At 71.3% G+C, this 16,277-nt stretch carries 16 protein-coding genes, 1 tRNA gene and 1 rRNA gene; 7 read left to right on the top strand and 11 right to left on the bottom strand.

The annotated features are described in order from the left end of the window. The first annotated feature begins 155 nt into the window (after window positions 1–155). Window positions 156–1,259, top strand: coding sequence for an HBL/NHE enterotoxin family protein (locus tag BMX97_RS30875; protein ID WP_091754935.1), 1,104 nt, complete (start codon window positions 156–158; stop codon window positions 1,257–1,259). 73 nt (window positions 1,260–1,332) lie between these two features. Here BMX97_RS30875 and BMX97_RS30870 read toward each other — a convergent pair whose 3' ends face one another. From BMX97_RS30870 to BMX97_RS30850, 5 genes are all read right to left on the bottom strand, one after another. Further along, window positions 1,333–2,031 (bottom strand): di-trans,poly-cis-decaprenylcistransferase, encoded by a 699-nt coding sequence (locus tag BMX97_RS30870; RefSeq protein ID WP_091754934.1) that lies wholly within the window; start codon window positions 2,029–2,031, stop codon window positions 1,333–1,335. A 33-nt stretch (window positions 2,032–2,064) separates the two neighbouring features. Then, window positions 2,065–2,424: a winged helix-turn-helix domain-containing protein gene (locus BMX97_RS30865; protein WP_091754933.1), complete on the bottom strand. Its 360-nt coding sequence runs from the start codon at window positions 2,422–2,424 to the stop codon at window positions 2,065–2,067. Further along, a complete protein-coding gene (locus tag BMX97_RS30860; RefSeq protein ID WP_091754948.1) occupies window positions 2,417–3,043 on the bottom strand; it encodes a hypothetical protein in 627 nt (208 codons plus the stop codon). The genes BMX97_RS30865 and BMX97_RS30860 overlap by 8 nt, the downstream gene beginning before the upstream one ends. 94 nt (window positions 3,044–3,137) lie before the next feature. Continuing rightward, the gene (locus BMX97_RS30855) at window positions 3,138–4,376 is read right to left on the bottom strand and encodes a Zn-dependent hydrolase (RefSeq protein WP_091754932.1); all 1,239 of its coding nucleotides are present in this window, start codon (window positions 4,374–4,376) and stop codon (window positions 3,138–3,140) included. A gap of 102 nt (window positions 4,377–4,478) precedes the next feature. Then, window positions 4,479–5,429, bottom strand: a complete 951-nt coding sequence (locus tag BMX97_RS30850) for an NAD(P)H-dependent flavin oxidoreductase (RefSeq protein ID WP_091754931.1) — start codon at window positions 5,427–5,429, stop codon at window positions 4,479–4,481. Window positions 5,430–5,552: 123 nt separating this feature from the next. Between BMX97_RS30850 and BMX97_RS30845 the strand changes: the two genes are divergently transcribed. Beyond that, window positions 5,553–6,107: a GNAT family N-acetyltransferase gene (locus BMX97_RS30845; RefSeq protein WP_091754930.1), complete on the top strand. Its 555-nt coding sequence runs from the start codon at window positions 5,553–5,555 to the stop codon at window positions 6,105–6,107. Then, window positions 6,100–7,317, top strand: a complete 1,218-nt coding sequence (locus tag BMX97_RS30840; protein ID WP_177202413.1) for a serine hydrolase domain-containing protein — start codon at window positions 6,100–6,102, stop codon at window positions 7,315–7,317. Before BMX97_RS30845 ends, BMX97_RS30840 begins: the two co-directional genes overlap by 8 nt. 36 nt (window positions 7,318–7,353) lie before the next feature. Here BMX97_RS30840 and BMX97_RS30835 read toward each other — a convergent pair whose 3' ends face one another. Both BMX97_RS30835 and BMX97_RS30830 read right to left on the bottom strand, forming a co-directional pair. Further along, a complete protein-coding gene (locus BMX97_RS30835; RefSeq protein WP_091754929.1) occupies window positions 7,354–8,142 on the bottom strand; it encodes a DUF2189 domain-containing protein in 789 nt (262 codons plus the stop codon). A 248-nt stretch (window positions 8,143–8,390) separates the two neighbouring features. Next, window positions 8,391–8,747: a VOC family protein gene (locus BMX97_RS30830; RefSeq protein WP_091754928.1), complete on the bottom strand. Its 357-nt coding sequence runs from the start codon at window positions 8,745–8,747 to the stop codon at window positions 8,391–8,393. Between the two features lie 155 nt (window positions 8,748–8,902). On the opposite strand from BMX97_RS30830, the gene BMX97_RS30825 reads away from it, so the two are divergent. The 4 genes from BMX97_RS30825 to BMX97_RS30810 all read left to right on the top strand — a co-directional run bounded on the left by BMX97_RS30825 (window position 8,903) and on the right by BMX97_RS30810 (window position 14,274). After that, window positions 8,903–9,544, top strand: coding sequence for an MBL fold metallo-hydrolase (locus BMX97_RS30825; RefSeq protein WP_091754927.1), 642 nt, complete (start codon window positions 8,903–8,905; stop codon window positions 9,542–9,544). A gap of 10 nt (window positions 9,545–9,554) precedes the next feature. Beyond that, window positions 9,555–10,517 (top strand): aldo/keto reductase, encoded by a 963-nt coding sequence (locus BMX97_RS30820; protein ID WP_091754926.1) that lies wholly within the window; start codon window positions 9,555–9,557, stop codon window positions 10,515–10,517. Window positions 10,518–10,849: 332 nt separating this feature from the next. Next, window positions 10,850–13,285, top strand: coding sequence for a DNA topoisomerase (ATP-hydrolyzing) subunit B (gene gyrB, locus BMX97_RS30815; protein ID WP_091754925.1), 2,436 nt, complete (start codon window positions 10,850–10,852; stop codon window positions 13,283–13,285). Window positions 13,286–13,296: 11 nt separating this feature from the next. Further along, window positions 13,297–14,274: a phosphoribosylaminoimidazolesuccinocarboxamide synthase gene (locus BMX97_RS30810; protein WP_091754946.1), complete on the top strand. Its 978-nt coding sequence runs from the start codon at window positions 13,297–13,299 to the stop codon at window positions 14,272–14,274. A gap of 402 nt (window positions 14,275–14,676) precedes the next feature. On the opposite strand, the gene BMX97_RS30805 is transcribed toward BMX97_RS30810, so the two are convergent. The 4 genes from BMX97_RS30805 to rrf form a co-directional block, all read right to left on the bottom strand. Beyond that, window positions 14,677–14,985, bottom strand: coding sequence for a phage holin family protein (locus tag BMX97_RS30805; protein WP_244538741.1), 309 nt, complete (start codon window positions 14,983–14,985; stop codon window positions 14,677–14,679). A gap of 103 nt (window positions 14,986–15,088) precedes the next feature. Next, window positions 15,089–15,565 carry a nuclear transport factor 2 family protein gene (locus BMX97_RS30800; protein ID WP_210187699.1) on the bottom strand — a complete coding sequence of 159 codons (477 nt, stop codon included), beginning with the start codon at window positions 15,563–15,565 and terminating at the stop codon, window positions 15,089–15,091. Between the two features lie 405 nt (window positions 15,566–15,970). Then, window positions 15,971–16,047: transfer RNA gene (locus tag BMX97_RS30795), tRNA-Met, on the bottom strand. A gap of 49 nt (window positions 16,048–16,096) precedes the next feature. Further along, a 5S ribosomal RNA gene (gene rrf, locus BMX97_RS30790) occupies window positions 16,097–16,212 on the bottom strand. Window positions 16,213–16,277: the final 65 nt, after the last annotated feature.

Below are 16,277 nucleotides of genomic sequence, written 5' to 3'. Positions count from 1 at the left end.
GGCGCCTCCCCGTCCGACGATCCGCGGCATGCGCCGGGACGACCGGCGCGACCGTCCTGACACCGATTCCATCACGCCGCCTCCGGGACGGCGGGGCCCCGTCGGCCTCGTCGGAACGCGGCCGACCCGCATCGCGACATCACAGGAGCGCACCCATGGCCGATCTGGCGCTGGTTCCCGATACCGCCGAGACGAAGGGCAAGCTGGAGGCCGGCTTTCGCAAGAAGGCCGCGATCTGGGGCTACATCCACGAGGTCGGCCAGTTCCAGATGCCGCAATTCCCCAAGGAACCCGGCTGGGCGGTGAAGTTCCGCGGTGACCTCGAGGGCGCGCGCGCGCACGCCGTGGCATGGACCGACACGCTCGGGCCCGAGCTGTTCTCGAAGGTGCCGCAATCGATCCTCGATTACGCCAACCTGTTCTCCGCCTCGACGTCCCACCTCGTCCACATCATGAACGACGCGGCCGAGGCGAGCCGCGGCTTCACCTCGGCCGAGGCCGAGAAGATCGACCTCCTGTTCAAGGAGCTGTCGACGGAGCTGAATGAGCAATCGTGCGAGATCGCGGCGCTCAGCCGCCGGCTCAAGGACTTCCGGAGCCTGATCCTCGCCGACCAGGTCAATTTCCGGACTGCCAAGGCGGCCGCGCACGCGGATGCCGGCATCGCGAACAACGAGATCGAGAAGATCACGCTTCAGATGAAGCGCATCCGCCAGGAGATCGAGAGCGCCAACCAGGCGCGGGCGCTCTCCGGGATCGGGATCGGCCTCGGGCTCTTCGTCGGCGTCGCCGCCCTCGCGCTGACGGTCGCGTCCGGCGGCCTCCTGGCCCCCCTGGCGCTCGCCGTCGCGGTCGTCGGCACGGGCGCCGCCACCTACGAGTTCGTGGCGAGCGGCAACGACATCTCCTCGTCGTATGCCGAGTTGCAGAGGCAGCTGAGCGCCCTGAGCGCGGAGAAGGCGCAGGCGGCCGCCCTGAGCCTCTTCGACCAGTCGATCGAAGCGCTCGTGGATTCGTGTGACAAGGCCCTGAGCTACCTCGACGACGTCGGCAAGATGTGGGCGACCCTGGCGAGCCGGCTCGATGCCGTCGTCAAGGACCTGCGGATCGCCAAGGACCGCACCGCGATCCTGGCCCAGCTGACCCGCGTCGAGGCGAGCCGCAAGGCCTGGCAGCAGCTGACCGATTTCGCCGTCACGCTGCAGCGCGTCGGCGAGGACGTGGACGTGCAGCGGGTCACGGTGGCGGCCGCCGCCTGATCCGGCGGGCGCCCGGGCCACCGCGGCGCGCGAGGTCGGGCCTCGGCCCGGCCTCGCCGTCGAACGGCCGGCCTCACGCCGCCGCCGGCAGCCCGCCGAAGCGGCGCTGGCGCGCGCGGAACGCCGTCATCGCCGCGGCGAGCTCCGCCTCGCCGAAATCCGGCCAGGCGCAGGGCGTGAAGTGCAGCTCGGCATAGGCGCTCTCCCAGAGCAGGAAGTCGGACAGGCGCTGCTCGCCGCTGGTGCGGATCACGAGGTCGACCGCCGGGGCGCCGTCGCCGGTGACGAGGCGGTCGAACGCCTCGCGGGTGATGGCGGGGTCGGCGGCGCGGGCGGCGGAGAGGATCGCGTCCCGGGCCGAGTAGTCGAGGGCGATGCGCAGGTGCAGGCCGGTCCCGTCGCGGGTCGCGGCCTCGGCGGCCGCGATGGCCTCCGCCAGGCCAGCGGGCAGGCGGTCGCGCCGGCCGATCACCGTGAGGCGCACGCCGTCGCGGCGCAGGACCTCGACTTCGCGGGCGAGGTAGAGGCGAAGCAGGCCCATCAGCCCCGCGACCTCGGCGGCCGGGCGGCGCCAGTTGTCGGCAGAGAAGGCGTAGAGCGTCAGCGTGCCGATGCCCTGGCCGGGCGCGGCCCGCGCCACCCGCCGCACCGTGCCGACCCCGGCCTCGTGCCCGACGCAACGGGGCAGGCCGCGGCGTTCCGCCCAGCGGCCGTTGCCGTCCATGATCAGGCCGACATGAAGCTCGTCTTGGTGAAGCGAACCGCTTTGCATTGCAAAGTCTCCGGACAAAAAAGGGAAGGGAGGTCAGGCGGGAAGGGGCTCGGGGTCGCGATCACCCTGCCGGGCCGCCTCGGCGGCGTCGCGGACCACGCGCTCCAGCACCGCGAGATACGCGACGAAGCGCTGCCGCCCGGCGGGGGTGAGGCGGCAGGTGGTGAGCGGGCGCCGTCCCTCGTAACCCTTGTGGATCTCGACGAGCCCGGCCTCCTCCAGCACGCCGAGATGGCGGCTGAGATTGCCGTCGGTCAGGCCGCAGAGCTGCTTGAGGTCGGAGAAGGCGAGGGGCTTCGGGTGCGAGGCGAGCGAGGTGAGCAGGCTGAGCCGCGCCCGCTCGTGCAGCACCCGGTCGAGCCCGTCATAGGCGAAAGGCGCAGGCTCACTCATGGTCGCCTCCCGGGGCGCGATAGAGGATGAGGGCGAGCAGCCCCTGGCCGAGGGCGAAGGGCAGGCCCATGGTCCAGGGCGACAGCGCATGCCCCTCGGCCGAGGCCGCGATGGTGCCGAGCCCGGCGAGCACGTACCAGCCCGCCGCCAGGGCGACCGGCCGCGGCAGGGCGCGCAGGGAGGCGAACAGCCCGAGGCCGACCAGCATCTGCCACAGGCCCGGCAGCAGCCACAAGGATTCGGGGGCGAGGCGAGCGAGCACCAGGAGCAGCAGCGCCCCGGCGGCGCCCGCGGGCAGGAAGGCCTCGACCGCGTTGAGGATCATGGCGTCGGCGAGGCCCGAATGGTGCCGGCGGCTGCGCGCCAGCATCTCGGCCCCGATCACCCCGATCGAGACGATCGCGACGGCGATCCAGCCGGCCAGGAAGGTCAGCGGCCGCCCGGTCGGGTCGTCGAGGAGGGCGGCCTGCGCGACGACGGCGGCGAGCGCCAGGGCGCCGGTCGCCGCCAAAGCGGTCGGGCCGTAGCCCTGGAAGGCGGTCCCGGCGGCGACCTGGCTGCGGATCGCCGTGATGTCGGCCAGCACCCTGTCGAGGTCGGCCCTGTCAAGGTCGCGCATCGGCATCCCGCATCAACTTTCCAATGAAAAGTACGCCGATATGCAAAGTCTCGCAAGCGGGATCGGGCGGCGTGGAGCGCCGCCCGTCCGGGTCTCAGCGGTTGGCGCGCGCCAGGGCGGCGTGGAGCAGGAGGTTCACGCCCGGCAGGGTCGGCTCCAGGGAAATATCCTCGGCCTCGTTATGGGTGATGCCGTCCCGGCACGGGGTGAAGATCATGCAGGCGGGGGCGACCCGGGCGACGTGGTAGGCGTCGTGGCCGGCCTGGGAGCGCAGGTCCATGGTCGGGATGCCGAGGCGTTCCGCGGTCTCCCGCAGGGTGCCGATCAGCCCGTCGTCGAAGGAGAAGACCCCGAAGCCCCATTCCTCGGCGATGGAGATCTGCGTCAGCGAGCGGGCGGCGCAGTCGGGCAGGGCGGCGCGCAAGGACGCCTTCATGGTCTCGAGGGTCTCGAGCTCGGGCGCCCGCATGTCGATGAAGAGCTCGGCGTATTCCGAGAGCGTGCCGGGGAGGTTCGGCACCAGGTCGAGCCGGGCGGCGGTGGCCTTGGCGTCGGTGTCGGCATGCGCCCAGCCGATGTCGTTGACCGCCACCGCCACCATGGCGGCGCCGACGAGCGCGTTGTGGCGCTCGCCCATCGGGGTCGGTCCGGTATGGGCGGTGGCGCCCTCGACGGCGATGCGCATGCCGCAGCTGGGATAGCCGCCGGTGACGATGCCGACCGGCACGCCGGCCCGGTCGAGGGCCGGGCCCTGCTCGATATGCAGCTCGAAATAGGCGTCGATGGTGCGTCCGCCGACGGGTTCCGGCCCGCGATAGCCGATGCCGTCGAGGGCGTCGCCGAAGCGGATGCCGTCGCGGTCGCGCCGGTTCTCGACCCAGTCCGGCGTCGCCTGGCCGGACCAGGCGAGCGAGCACAGCATCGGCGGCGAGAACCGCGCGCCCTCCTCGTTGGTCCAGTTCACCACCTCGATGGTGCGGCGCGTCGCGATGCCGAGATCGTCGAGGGTGCGCAGCACCTCCAGCCCGGCGAGCACGCCCAGGATGCCGTCGAAGCGCCCGCCGGCCCATTGCGTGTCGAGATGGCTGCCGATCACCACCGGGGGCAGGTCGGGCTCGGTGCCCGCCCGCCGCAGCACCATGTTACCGAGCCCGTCGACGGTGAGCGGGTAGCCGCCCTCCTCGGCCCAGGCTTTGAGCTGGTCGCGCACCAGCCGGTCCGGCTCGGTCAGGGTGAGGCGCCGCAGGCCGCCCCGGGGGCCGGTGCCGATGCCGGCCGACACCATCAGGGTGTCCCACAGCCGGTTGCCGTTCACGGAGAGGTTGGTGGTCATCGCGGGCCTCACGCTACGCGTCGGGAAAGATGCGTGCGCCAGGATGCGAGGGCCGTGCCCGGCGGACAAGCGCCGGGCGCAACGGGGGTGTGCGGGAGCGCCTTATCCCAGCCGCGCCCGCGCCGCGGCGTATTCCGCCTTCAGCCGGTCGATCACCACGGCGGTGGCCGGCGCGTCGTCGATGGTGCCGACGCCCTGGCCGGCGCCCCAGATGTCGCGCCAGGCCTTGGTGGTGCCCGAGCCGAAGTTCATCTTGGTCTTGTCGACCTCCGGCAGCGCGTTGGGGTCGAGGCCGGCGGCGGTGACGCTGGGCTTGAGGTAGTTGCCCGGCACGCCGGTGAAGTAGGGGGTGTACATCACGTCGGCGGCCGTCGTGCCGACGATCATCTCCTTGTAGGCCGGCGCGGCGTTGGCCTCCTGCGTGGCGATGAAGCGGGTGCCCATGTAGGCCAGGTCCGCGCCCATCGCCTGGGCGGCCAGGATCGCGTCGCCGGTGCTGATGGCGCCCGACAGGATCAGCGGTCCCTTGAAGAAGCGCCGCACCTCGCTCACCAGCGCGAAGGGCGAGAGCGTGCCGGCATGCCCCCCGGCCCCGGCGCAGACCAGGATCAGGCCGTCGACGCCGGCCTCCAGCGCCTTCTCGGCGTGGCGCACCGTGGTCACGTCGTGGAAGACGACGCCGCCCCAGCCGTGCACGGCCGAGACCACCGCGTCGGGCGCGCGCAAGGACGTGATGATGATCGGCACCCGGTGCTTGCCGCAGACCGTGAGGTCGTGCTCGAGCCGGTCGTTCGAGGCGTGGACGATCTGGTTGACGGCGTAGGGCGCGACGATCTGCTCGGGGTCGGCGGCCTTGGCCTCGGCCAGCGCCGCCGTGATCCGGGTCAGCCACTCGTCCAGCGCTTCCTTCGGCCGGGCGTTGAGCGCCGGGAACGAGCCGACGATGCCGTTCACGCACTGGGCGATGACCAGCTCCGGGCCCGAGACGATGAACATCGGCGAGGCGATCACCGGCAGGGCGAGGGCGTGGCGGAGGCTGTCGGGCAGGGACATCGGCGGCGTGGCTCCCGGGGAACTCGTTGAAGAGGTCTCGTTGGGCTCCGGCATCGCACCAGGTCCGGGTCGTGGTCAACGGGAGGCTTGACGGGACCCCGAGCCGTCGGACTCCCTCGGGCGATGCACGCGATCGCGATCCGCCGCCTTCGGGCCGCCGACGGCCCGGCCTACCGCTCGTTGCGCCTGGAGGCGCTGGAACGGCACCCCGCCTCGTTCGGCACCGCCCTGGAGGACGTCGCCGGACATGGACCGGACTGGTTCGGGGCGCGGCTGGAGCAGCACCTCACCCTCGGGGCGGTCCGGGGCGAGGTGCTGCTGGGCACCGCCACCCTGGCGCTGCAGGAGGGCGCGAAGCTGCGGCACAAGGGCGACGTGACGGGGGTCTACGTCCGGGACGAGGCGCGGGGGCTGGGCCTGGGCGCCGCGCTCCTTCATCGGCTCGTCGCGGAGGCCCGCCCGCGGGTCGAGGCCCTGCGGCTGACCGTCGGGGCCGAAAACCCCGCGGCCCTGCGGCTCTACGAGGGGCTGGGCTTTCGCCCCTACGGTTGCGAGCGCCGGGCCCTGAAGATCGGGGACCGCTACCACGACGAGGTGCTGATGGAACTCGTCCTCGCGGGCGATCCCGCGTTAGAACCGCTCGACGCCCATCACCAGGAGAGCCCGCGTGGTGCTTGAGATCGGAACCCCGGAGGCGGTCGGCCTCTCGTCGGAGCGGCTGGGCCGGATCGTCCCGTGGATGCGGGGCTACGTCGAGGCCGGCAAGCTGCCGGGCCTGTCGGTGACGGTGGCCCGGCGCGGCCAGGTGGTGTTTTCCCACCAGGAGGGCCTGCGCGACCTCGCCCGCGGCCTGCCGATGGAGGCCGACACCATCGTGCGCATCTACTCGATGACGAAGCCGCTGACCTCGGTGGCGATCCTGATGCTGTACGAGGAGGGCCTGTTTCAGCTCGACGACCCCGTCACCCGCTTCCTGCCGGAGTTCCGGGACATGCGGGTGCTCGTCGGCGGCAGCCGCGGCAAGCCCGAGACGGTGCCGGCGGAGCGCGACATCACGTTCCGCGATCTCCTGACCCACACCTCGGGCCTGTCCTACGGCTTCATGGACGCCACCCTGGTCGACCGGATGTACCGGGAGGAGGGCGTCGACTTCCAGACCGCCGAGACCTCGCTCGCCGCGGTGGTGGGCAAGGCCGCGAGCCTGCCGCTGCTGGCCCAGCCGGGGGCCGAGTGGAACTACAGCATCGCCACCGACGTGCTCGGCCACCTCGTGGCGGTGATCTCGGGACAGCCCTTCGACGACTTCCTGCGCGAGCGGATCATCCGGCCGCTCGGCATGGTCGACACCGACTTCCACGTACCCGCGGAAAAGATCTCCCGCTTCGCCTCGAACTACGCGCTGGGCGAGGGCGGCCGGCTGACCCTGATCGACGATGCGCGGGACGGCCGCTACGCCCGGCCCCGCACGGTGCCGTCGGGCGGCGGCGGCCTCGTCGCGACGGCTTCCGACTACGCCCGGTTCTGCCGCTTCATCCTCGGGCGCGGCGCCCTCGTCGGCGTGCGGCTTCTCGGCACCAAGACCGTCGAGCTGATGACGGCCAACCACCTGCGCGGCGACCTCGCCGACATGGGCCAGCCACGTTTTTCGGAGTCGAGCTACAGCGGCATCGGCTTCGGGCTCGGCTTCTCGGTGGTGCTCGACCCGTCCAAGGCCCAGATCCTCGGCACCCCGGGCGAGGTCGCCTGGGGCGGGGCGGCCTCGACGGCGTTCTGGATCGACCCCGCCGAGGACCTGTTCGTGATCATGCTGACGCAGCTCATGCCGTCCTCGACCTGGCCGATCCGGCGCGAGCTGCGGGTGCTCACCTACGCGGCGATCACGGGGTGATCGCGGCGATCACCGGGTGAACGCGGTGCCGGGGCGTCACCCGACCGCCCGGCGGTAGAGGTGCCAGGTGGCGTGGCCGAGCACCGGCAGCACCACCGCGAGGCCGACGAACAGCGACACCATGCCCAGCACGAGCATCCCGGCCACGATGGCGCCCCAGGCGAGCATCGGGCCGGGATTCTCGCGCATCAGCGCCAGCGAGGTCTCGATCGCGGTGCCGGCCTCCACGTCCTTGTCGATGATGAGCGGGATCGAGACGGCGCTGACCGCGAGCGCCAGGAGCGAGAAGGCGGCGCCGACGAGGTTGCCGGCGAGGATCAGCGTCCAGCCCCGGGGCGTGGTCAGCACGTCGCCGAGGAAGGCGGAGACCGACGGCTCGGTCACCCCGCCGTAGAGCGACCAATAGAGCCCCATGGCCGCGCAGAGCCAGGCCGCGAAGATCAGCGCCAGCACCACGCCGACCGCCATCACCGCCCGGGCCGAGCGGCCGTGGAGCGGCGCGAAGGCGTCGGTCCAGGCGGCGGGCAGGCCCCATTCCCGGCGCCGGCTCAGCTCGTAGAGGCCGAGCGCCGCGAACGGCCCGATCAGCGCGAAGCCGGCGGCGAGGGGAAACAGGATCGGGACCAGGTTCTGCTCGAAGGTCGCCGCCGCGACGAGCACGCCGGCGATCGGATAGATCAGCACCACGAACAGGACGTGGGTCGGCATCGCCAGGAAATCGTCGACGCCGCGCGACAGGGCGGCCTTGAGATCCTGAACGCCGATCCGCCGCACGGCGGGGCGGGCGGCGGCAAGGCCGTGGGAGAGGGGGAACGAACTCGACATCGCGTGTCCTCCGGGGGAGGGCACCCGCAACGGGAAAGGCCGGGCCGCGTTCGGGCCGTCGTGTCGGCGGTCCTTCAGGCGCCCGGTCCGGCCCGCGGGGGCGCCGGATGGATCGGTCGCATCAAGACTGGACTACTCGTACCGGGCGGACGACGTCCGCCGCGTCGCCGGACGGTAGCGCGGGCGCGGGCCGGACGCCAAGGCGGGACCGCACACGATCGCGCGACGGGACCCGGCATCGGGCCCGCTCACCCGGGATGGGCCAGGATGTTGACGAGCCGCCCGAACGGGTCGCGGACGTAGAACCGCCGCACGCCCCACGGCTCGTCCACGGGGCCGTACTCGATCGGAAGGCCGGCTTCCGTCGCGCGCCGGAGCACATCCTCCAGGTCGTCGACCTCGACCGAGAGATCGGGAACCGGCGTCCCCGATCCGCCCTCGCAGGCCACGCTGACCTGCGGCGGCGCCGACGCGCCCGAGGCCGCGAAGGTCTGGATCCAGCCGTGATCCATGACCAGGTCGAGGCCGAGAACCCCTTCGTAGAAACCCCGCGCCGCATCGAGCCGCGTCGCCGGGATGTTGGTCACGATACGCCTCACGGCCATGGCCCGCTCCCTCGTCGCGTCGCACCGAAGCCCGGACGCTTCCGCCTGTCGAGGCCGCGTCCGCCGGCCGAGTCCGGTGCGCCCCGCCACGGGGTGCCGCGCCGCCCGCTTCCACGCTACAAGGATCGCGACCCGTTCCTCATCCAAGGCCGACCATGCCGAGCACGCCCCGCGCCGCGATCATCCCGGTCACCCCGTTCCAGCAGAACTGTACCCTGCTGTGGTGCGAGGCGACGAAGCGGGCCGCGGTGGTCGATCCGGGCGGCGACCTCGACCGGATCCGGGCGGCGATCATGCAGGCCGGTGTCAGCGTCGAGAAGATCCTGCTCACCCACGGCCACATCGACCACGCCGGCGGGGCGGCGGACCTGCGCGACGCGCTGAAAGTCCCGGTCGAAGGACCGCACCAGGCCGACAAGCCGCTCCTCGACAGCCTGCCCGAGACCGGGGCGGCCTACGGCATCGACGGCGCCAAGGCGATCACCCCCGACCGCTGGCTGTCCGAGGGCGACACGGTGACGGTGGGAGACCTCACCTTCGACGTGCTGCACTGCCCCGGCCATTCCCCCGGCAGCGTCGTGCTGGTGAGCCGGGACGCCCGCTTCGCCCAGGTCGGCGACGTGCTGTTTCGCGGCTCGGTCGGCCGCACCGACCTGCCGGGGGGCGACCACGCCGCCCTGATCTCCTCGATCAAGACGAAGCTCCTGCCGCTCGGCGACGACGTCGCCTTCATCCCCGGCCACGGCCCGACGAGCACGATCGGCCAGGAGCGGCTGTCGAACCCCTTCCTGCGATAGGAGCCCCCTGATGGATCTGCGCCCCCTCGGCCGTTCCGGCCTCTCGGTCCCGCCCTTCTGCTTCGGCGGCAACGTCTTCGGCTGGACCGCCGACGAGGCGACCTCCTTCGCCCTGCTCGACCGGCTGCTCGAGACCGGCTTCACCTTCGTCGACACCGCCGACGTCTATTCGGCTTGGGCGCCGGGCCACCGGGGCGGCGAGTCGGAGGCGGTGATCGGGCGCTGGATGAAGGACCGCGGCGCCCGCGACCGGATGACGATCGCCACCAAGGTCGGCATGGACATGGGAGAGGGCCGCAAGGGCTTGCGGGCGGCCTACATCGAGAAGGCCGTGGAGGCCTCCCTGCGCCGGCTCGGGACCGACCGGATCGACCTCTACCAGTCCCACACCGACGATGCCGAAACGCCGCTGCAGGAGACGCTGTCGGCCTACGACCGGCTGATCCGCGCCGGCAAGGTGCGGGCAATCGGCGCCTCGAACTACTCCGCCGCCCGCCTGCGCGAGGCGCTGGCCGTCGCCGCGAGAGAGAACCTTCCGCGCTACGAGAGCCTGCAGCCCGGCTACAGCCTGGCCGACCGCGAGGATTACGAGGCCGAGCTGGAGCCGCTGTGCCGGGAGGCGGAGATCGGGGTGATCTCCTACTTCTCCCTCGCGGCGGGCTTCCTCACCGGCAAGTACCGGCAGGCCGGGGCCGCCGCCGGCCGCGCCCGGGAGGCCCGGGTCTCGCCGTACCTCAACCCGCGCGGCCTCGCCTTCCTCGACCTCCTCGACGCGGTCGCCCGCGACCACGGCGCCACGCCGGCGCAGGTCTCCCTCGCCTGGCTGATCGCCCGGCCGGGCCTCACCGCGCCGATCGCCAGCGCGACCTCGGTGGCGCAGCTCGACGAGCTCCTGGGAGGGGTGCGGCTCGCCCTCGATCCGGCGGCGGTCGCGCGGCTCGACGAAGGGAGCCGCGGCTCGCTCAAGGGCTGACCATCGGCGAGCCGGGACCCGCTCACGGGCCGGCGCGGCCCGTTCGCGGATCCTTAACGGGGTGCGGCGAAAGATGACCTCCGGTATGGTCGGCCGGGGGAGGGACGCGAGGGCTCGGTCCAGCCCCCGCCGGACCCTGGAAAAGCGCCCGTACGGCGCCGAAAACCGATGCAATTTCAAGGCGGAATGCTTACATCAGGCAGATGCGGGACCGCCCCCTCGACGGCCCCCGACCCTTGAGACACGAGACCCAGACGGCGCCGGGGCGAGACCCGGCGCCCGCGCCGGCCGCGCCACCCCGCGACGCGCGCCCGCCCGCACCAGGAACCGACATGGCCGAACCCGCCCGCGATCTGACCCCCGACACCTACGGCGCCGACTCGATCAAGGTCCTCAAGGGCCTGGACGCGGTGCGCAAGCGGCCGGGCATGTATATCGGCGACACCGACGACGGCTCGGGCCTGCACCACATGGTGTACGAGGTCGTCGACAACGCCATCGACGAGGCGCTGGCCGGCCACGCGACCCACGTCACCGTCACCCTCAACGCGGACGGCTCCTGCACGGTCTCCGACAACGGCCGCGGCATCCCGACCGACATCCACCAGGAGGAGGGCGTCTCGGCGGCCGAGGTCATCATGACCCAGCTGCATGCGGGCGGTAAGTTCGACCAGAACTCCTACAAGGTCTCGGGCGGCCTGCACGGCGTCGGCGTGTCGGTGGTGAACGCCCTGTCGTCCTGGCTGCGCCTGCGCATCTGGCGCGCCGGCCAGGAGCACGCGATGGAGTTCCGCCACGGCGACGCCGTGGCGCCGCTCGCCGTCGTCGGCCCGGCCAACGACCGGCGCGGCACCGAGGTCAGCTTCCTGCCCTCGACCGAGACCTTCACGCAGGTCGAGTTCGACTACGCGACCCTCGAGAAGCGCCTGCGCGAGCTGGCCTTCCTCAATTCCGGCGTGCGCATCGTGCTGACCGATGCCCGCCACGCCGAGCACAAGCGCGACGAGCTGGTCTATGACGGCGGCGTCGAGGCCTTCGTGCGCTACCTCGACCGGGCGAAGCCCGCCCTGATCGAGGCGCCGATCGTCCTGCGCCAGGAGCGCGACGGCATCGGCGTCGAGGTCGCCCTGTGGTGGAACGACAGCTACCACGAGAACGTGCTCTGCTTCACCAACAACATCCCGCAGCGCGACGGCGGCACCCACCTCGCGGGGTTCCGCGCCGCCCTGACCAGGCAGATCACCGGCTACGCCGAATCGAGCGGGGTGACGAAGCGCGAGAAGGTCTCGCTGACCGGCGACGATTGCCGCGAGGGGCTGACCGCGGTGGTCTCGGTCAAGGTGCCGGACCCGAAATTCTCGTCCCAGACCAAGGACAAGCTCGTCTCCTCGGAGGTGCGGCCCGCCGTCGAGGGCGTGCTCAACGAGACCCTGGGCAGCTGGCTCGAGGAGCATCCGAGCGAGGCCCGCACCATCGCCGCCAAGGTGGCGCTGGCGGCCGCCGCCCGCGAGGCGGCCCGCAAGGCCCGCGACCTCACCACCCGCAAGGGCGCCCTCGACATCGCCTCGCTGCCCGGCAAGCTCGCCGACTGCCAGGAGCGCGACCCGTCGAAATGCGAGATCCTGCTGGTCGAGGGTGATTCCGCCGGCGGCTCGGCCAAGCAGGGCCGCGACCGCACCTTCCAGGCGGTGCTGCCGCTGCGCGGCAAAATCCTCAACGTCGAGCGGGCGCGGCTCGACAAGATGCTGTCGAGCCAGGAGATCGGCACGCTGATCACCGCGCTCGGCACCGGCATCGGCCGGGACGGCGCCCACGCCTTCAATCCCGACAAGCTGCGCTACCACCGCATCATCATCATGACCGATGCGGACGTCGACGGCTCGCACATCCGCACCCTGCTGCTGACGTTCTTCTTCCGCCAGATGCCGGAGCTGATCGACCGCGGCCACCTCTACATCGCCCAGCCGCCGCTCTACAAAGCCCAGAAGGGCAAGACCTCGCTCTACCTCAAGGACGACCGGGCGCTCGAGGACTACCTGATCGACGGCGGCGTCGACGGCGCGGTGCTCAAGCTCGCCACCGGCACCGAGTTCGGCGGCGCCCAGCTGAAGGCGCTGGTCGACGAGGCGCGCGGCGTGCGCCAGATCCTGCACGGGATGCATTCGCGCTACGACCGCGTCGTGGTCGAGCAGGCGGCGATCGCCGGGGCGCTGCGCCCGTCGGTGGCCGGCAACCCGGCCGAGGCCGAGGTGGTGGCCGACGAGATCGCCCGGCGCCTCAACGCCATCGCGGACGAGATCGAGCAGGGCTGGAAGGGCGAGGCGAAGGACGGCGGCTACGTGCTGTCGCGAACCTTGCGCGGCGTGCGCCAGGTCGCGGTCCTCGACGAGGCGCTGATCCACTCGCAGGAGGCGCGCCGCCTCGACGAGCGGGCCGAGACCCTCAGCGAGATCTACGGCGCGCCCGTCACCCTGGTGCGGCGCGGCGACCAGACCATGCTGTACGGCCCGGTGGCCCTGTTCGAGGGCATGATGGCGCTCGGCCGCAAGGGCCTGCAGCTGCAGCGCTACAAGGGCCTGGGCGAGATGACCGCCCAGCAGCTCTGGGAGACCACCCTCGACCGCGACGTGCGCTCGCTGCTCCAGGTGAAGGTCAAGGACACGACCGACGCCGACGACCTCTTCGTCAAGCTGATGGGCGACGTGGTCGAGCCGCGCCGGGAGTTCATCCAGGAGAACGCCCTCAACGTGGCCAATCTCGACGTGTGATGGTGAGATCGATGGATACGGCCACGCTGGCGCCCTTCGCCGACTACGTCCTTCCGGAAGCGACTCTGCCGGAGCTGCCGGGTCACTACCGCGGCAAGGTGCGGGACAATTACGACCTGCCCGACGGGCGGCGGATCCTGATCACCAGCGACCGCCTGAGCGCCTTCGACCGGGAGCTCGCCGCGATCCCGCTGAAGGGCCAGGTCCTGACCCAGACCGCGCGCTACTGGTTCGAGAAGACGCGGGACATCTGCGACAACCACGTGCTGGCCTATCCCGACCCGAACGTGGTGGTGGGGCGGCGCCTCACCATCCTGCCGGTCGAGATCGTGGTGCGCGGCTACCTCGCCGGCAGCACCGGCACCTCGGTCCTGACCCTGTACAAGGCCGGCCGGCGCGAGATGTACGGCCACCGCCTGCCGGACGGGATGCGCCCGCACGAGCAACTGCCGCAGCCGATCATCACCCCCACCACCAAGGCAGGCCACGGCGACCACGACGCGCCGCTCTCCGCCGCCGAGATCCTGGAGCGGGGACTGCTGACGGAGGCGCAGTGGCGCACCTTGTCGGAGACGGCTTTGGCGCTGTTCGCCCGCGGCCAGGCGCTGGCGGCCGAGCGCGGCCTGATCCTCGCCGACACCAAGTACGAGTTCGGCACCGATTCCGACGGCCGGATCGTGCTCGCCGACGAGATCCACACCCCCGACAGCAGCCGCTACTGGTTCGCGAAGAGCTATGCCGAGCGCTTCGAGGCCGGCACCCTCCCGGAGAGCTTCGACAAGGACGTGGTCCGCAACTGGGTCGCGGCCCGCTGCGACCCCTACCGCGACGCCGTGCCGGAGATCCCGCACGAGGTCGTGCTGCAGACCGCCGCCACCTATGTCAGCGCCTTCGAGACGATCACGGGCGAGCGCTTCGCCCTGCCGGACACGCGCGAGGCGCCGCTCGACCGCATCCGCCGCAACATCGCGGCCTACCTGGAGGCCTGACGGCTCGCGGGGGCTGGCGCATTCATCCCGATGAATCCAGGGGAGCCGCACCGGCGCGGCTCCCGACACGGCGATGCCGAACCTCATCCGGACGCCGAGGCGGAACGTGCAAGGTCGTACTCGTGGAGACCGTGGCATTCCGACGAAGACCGCGCGGCCCAAAACAACCGGCTCAAGAAAAAAGGCCGCCCTTGCGAGGCGGCCCGAAGTCTAGGGAGGAAACGCCCAAAGAGGGCTGCACCGCCGCGACGCCATCGCTGCGGTGCGTCATCCTTCTCTCATGTTGCAGCGCACAGTGCAATCGATTGCACCGCACAACGGCCATGCTCGCGGCGCATGACCGGGCGAAAGTACGGCTTGCGGCATCGGGGTAGGGGGCACGCCAGTTCCGGTCTTCGGCTGCTACCGCCGCACGTCCATCTTGCGCAGACCCCAAACGGTCAGCAGCACGGCCGCGAGCACGAAGGGCGACGCCCCGATCACCGCGGCGATGGCCTCCGAGCCGATCAACGCGCCGAGGCCCTTCACCAGGGCCATCAGCAGCAGGAACCCGCTGACGCAGGCGAGCAGCACGATGAGGCCGCCCCACAGCGTCCAGGTCGAGACGACCCGGGCGATCCGGTCGACCTCGCTCGAGAACAGCGTGATCTCCTTGACGGCGAGGTTGCTGGCGAGGCGTACCGCCTCGGCGACCAACCTGATCGTGCTCACCTGCCGGTCGGACCGCACCGCTCCACGCTCCCGCTCGCCCCGCGTCCCGAACATCGCGGCGCGAGCGAGAACGCCCGAGCTTGACCGTCGTTCCCGGTCTCCGTCAGGCCGGCTTGAGCGGGCAGCTCTGACGCGCGAGCAGCCGCCATGCGCCGCCGTCCTTGAGCCAGACCTGAAGCACCGCGATGTAGGAGCGCCCGGTCTCGCCGCCGGGCAGGATGTCGGCGCCGTCCCAGACGTGGCGGACCATGGCGGTATCGCCGACGACCTGGATCCACTGCTCCGAGAAGGCCAGCGACTTGTAGTTGGTCTTGCCGGCGAGGCTGGCGACGAACTGCGCCTGGGTCTCGATCTTGCGCCCGCTGGAATGGCCGTAGCTCAGCTGCGGGTGGGTGAGCGCGCCGAGCGCCTTGGCGTCGCCGCCCAGGATCGCCGCCCGCAGGGCCTCGACCTGGCGGGCCACTGCCTCTTCCTCGTCGGCGGCATGCGCCGGGCCGGCCCCGGCGAGCAGCGGCGCCGCCACGCCCGCGGTCACGCCAGCCAGCAGGACCCGCCGCGAGTACATTTCCGTCCGCACCATGATCGTCCTCCCATCTCCCGGGTCGCCGGATGGCCGAAGCCACCGACGCCGCGCCGTCTCGCGCTGTTCGAGCTTAGCGCCGGGCCCGAGCGCTGACCATCGTGCCGTTTGGGCCCTCAAGGGCGATTGAGAGACGTTGGCTGATGAGGAGACGGTCGGGGGCGTGTGACTCATTCGGGATGGGGGTGATGACCCTGAAGGTCGGCACGTCCGAAGCACGGAAGGCGGGATTGCCCCACAAATCGCTGTGAGCCGCCGCGCGCGGTGGAAAATCTTTTGGAACGGTACGGCATTGGCATCCCGCACCAAGAGCATATTTCAATGTCTTAGACGCACTGCGGGCAACCGGCTCTAGCCATGAAAAAACCCCGCCGGCGATGCCGAGCGGGGTTTTTTCGTTTGGTTTGGTTGCGGGGACAGGATTTGAACCTGTGACCTTCAGGTTATGAGCCTGACGAGCTACCGGGCTGCTCCACCCCGCGCCAAGGCGCGATCCGGATCGTGTCGAGGGAAGGTGTACGTGCTTGGCAGGTCTGGCGGTGACCGACTCTCCCGTGTCTTGAGACACAGTACCATGGGCGCTGGGGCGGTTAACGGCCGAGTTCGAGATGGGATCGGGTTCTGATCACCCCGCTCTGACCACCAGACCGGCCAAGCACGTCGCGTTCGGCAAGCATGTTTTTGCGAGTGGCAGCCGGATGGCTGGTTCTCA

Origin of the sequence: Methylobacterium sp. ap11 (genome assembly GCF_900110515.1) — a bacterium.
GTDB classification, from domain to species: domain Bacteria; phylum Pseudomonadota; class Alphaproteobacteria; order Rhizobiales; family Beijerinckiaceae; genus Methylobacterium; species Methylobacterium ajmalii.
This window is presented reverse-complemented; position numbering and strand designations above follow the sequence as displayed.

Excerpts from the sequence above, each read along its gene's own strand:
- BMX97_RS30800 (WP_210187699.1), bottom strand. The coding sequence starts at position 15,565 with ATGGTGCGGACGGAAATGTACTCGCGGCGGGTCCTGCTGGCTGGCGTG.
- BMX97_RS30830 (WP_091754928.1), bottom strand. The coding sequence starts at position 8,747 with ATGGCCGTGAGGCGTATCGTGACCAACATCCCGGCGACGCGGCTCGAT.
- BMX97_RS30875 (WP_091754935.1), top strand. The coding sequence starts at position 156 with ATGGCCGATCTGGCGCTGGTTCCCGATACCGCCGAGACGAAGGGCAAG.
- gyrB (WP_091754925.1), top strand. The coding sequence starts at position 10,850 with ATGGCCGAACCCGCCCGCGATCTGACCCCCGACACCTACGGCGCCGAC.
- BMX97_RS30865 (WP_091754933.1), bottom strand. The coding sequence starts at position 2,424 with ATGAGTGAGCCTGCGCCTTTCGCCTATGACGGGCTCGACCGGGTGCTG.
- BMX97_RS30860 (WP_091754948.1), bottom strand. The coding sequence starts at position 3,043 with ATGCGCGACCTTGACAGGGCCGACCTCGACAGGGTGCTGGCCGACATC.
- BMX97_RS30850 (WP_091754931.1), bottom strand. The coding sequence starts at position 5,429 with ATGTCCCTGCCCGACAGCCTCCGCCACGCCCTCGCCCTGCCGGTGATC.
- BMX97_RS30810 (WP_091754946.1), top strand. The coding sequence starts at position 13,297 with ATGGATACGGCCACGCTGGCGCCCTTCGCCGACTACGTCCTTCCGGAA.
- BMX97_RS30845 (WP_091754930.1), top strand. The coding sequence starts at position 5,553 with ATGCACGCGATCGCGATCCGCCGCCTTCGGGCCGCCGACGGCCCGGCC.
- BMX97_RS30825 (WP_091754927.1), top strand. The coding sequence starts at position 8,903 with ATGCCGAGCACGCCCCGCGCCGCGATCATCCCGGTCACCCCGTTCCAG.
- BMX97_RS30855 (WP_091754932.1), bottom strand. The coding sequence starts at position 4,376 with ATGACCACCAACCTCTCCGTGAACGGCAACCGGCTGTGGGACACCCTG.
- BMX97_RS30870 (WP_091754934.1), bottom strand. The coding sequence starts at position 2,031 with ATGCAAAGCGGTTCGCTTCACCAAGACGAGCTTCATGTCGGCCTGATC.
- BMX97_RS30820 (WP_091754926.1), top strand. The coding sequence starts at position 9,555 with ATGGATCTGCGCCCCCTCGGCCGTTCCGGCCTCTCGGTCCCGCCCTTC.
- BMX97_RS30835 (WP_091754929.1), bottom strand. The coding sequence starts at position 8,142 with ATGTCGAGTTCGTTCCCCCTCTCCCACGGCCTTGCCGCCGCCCGCCCC.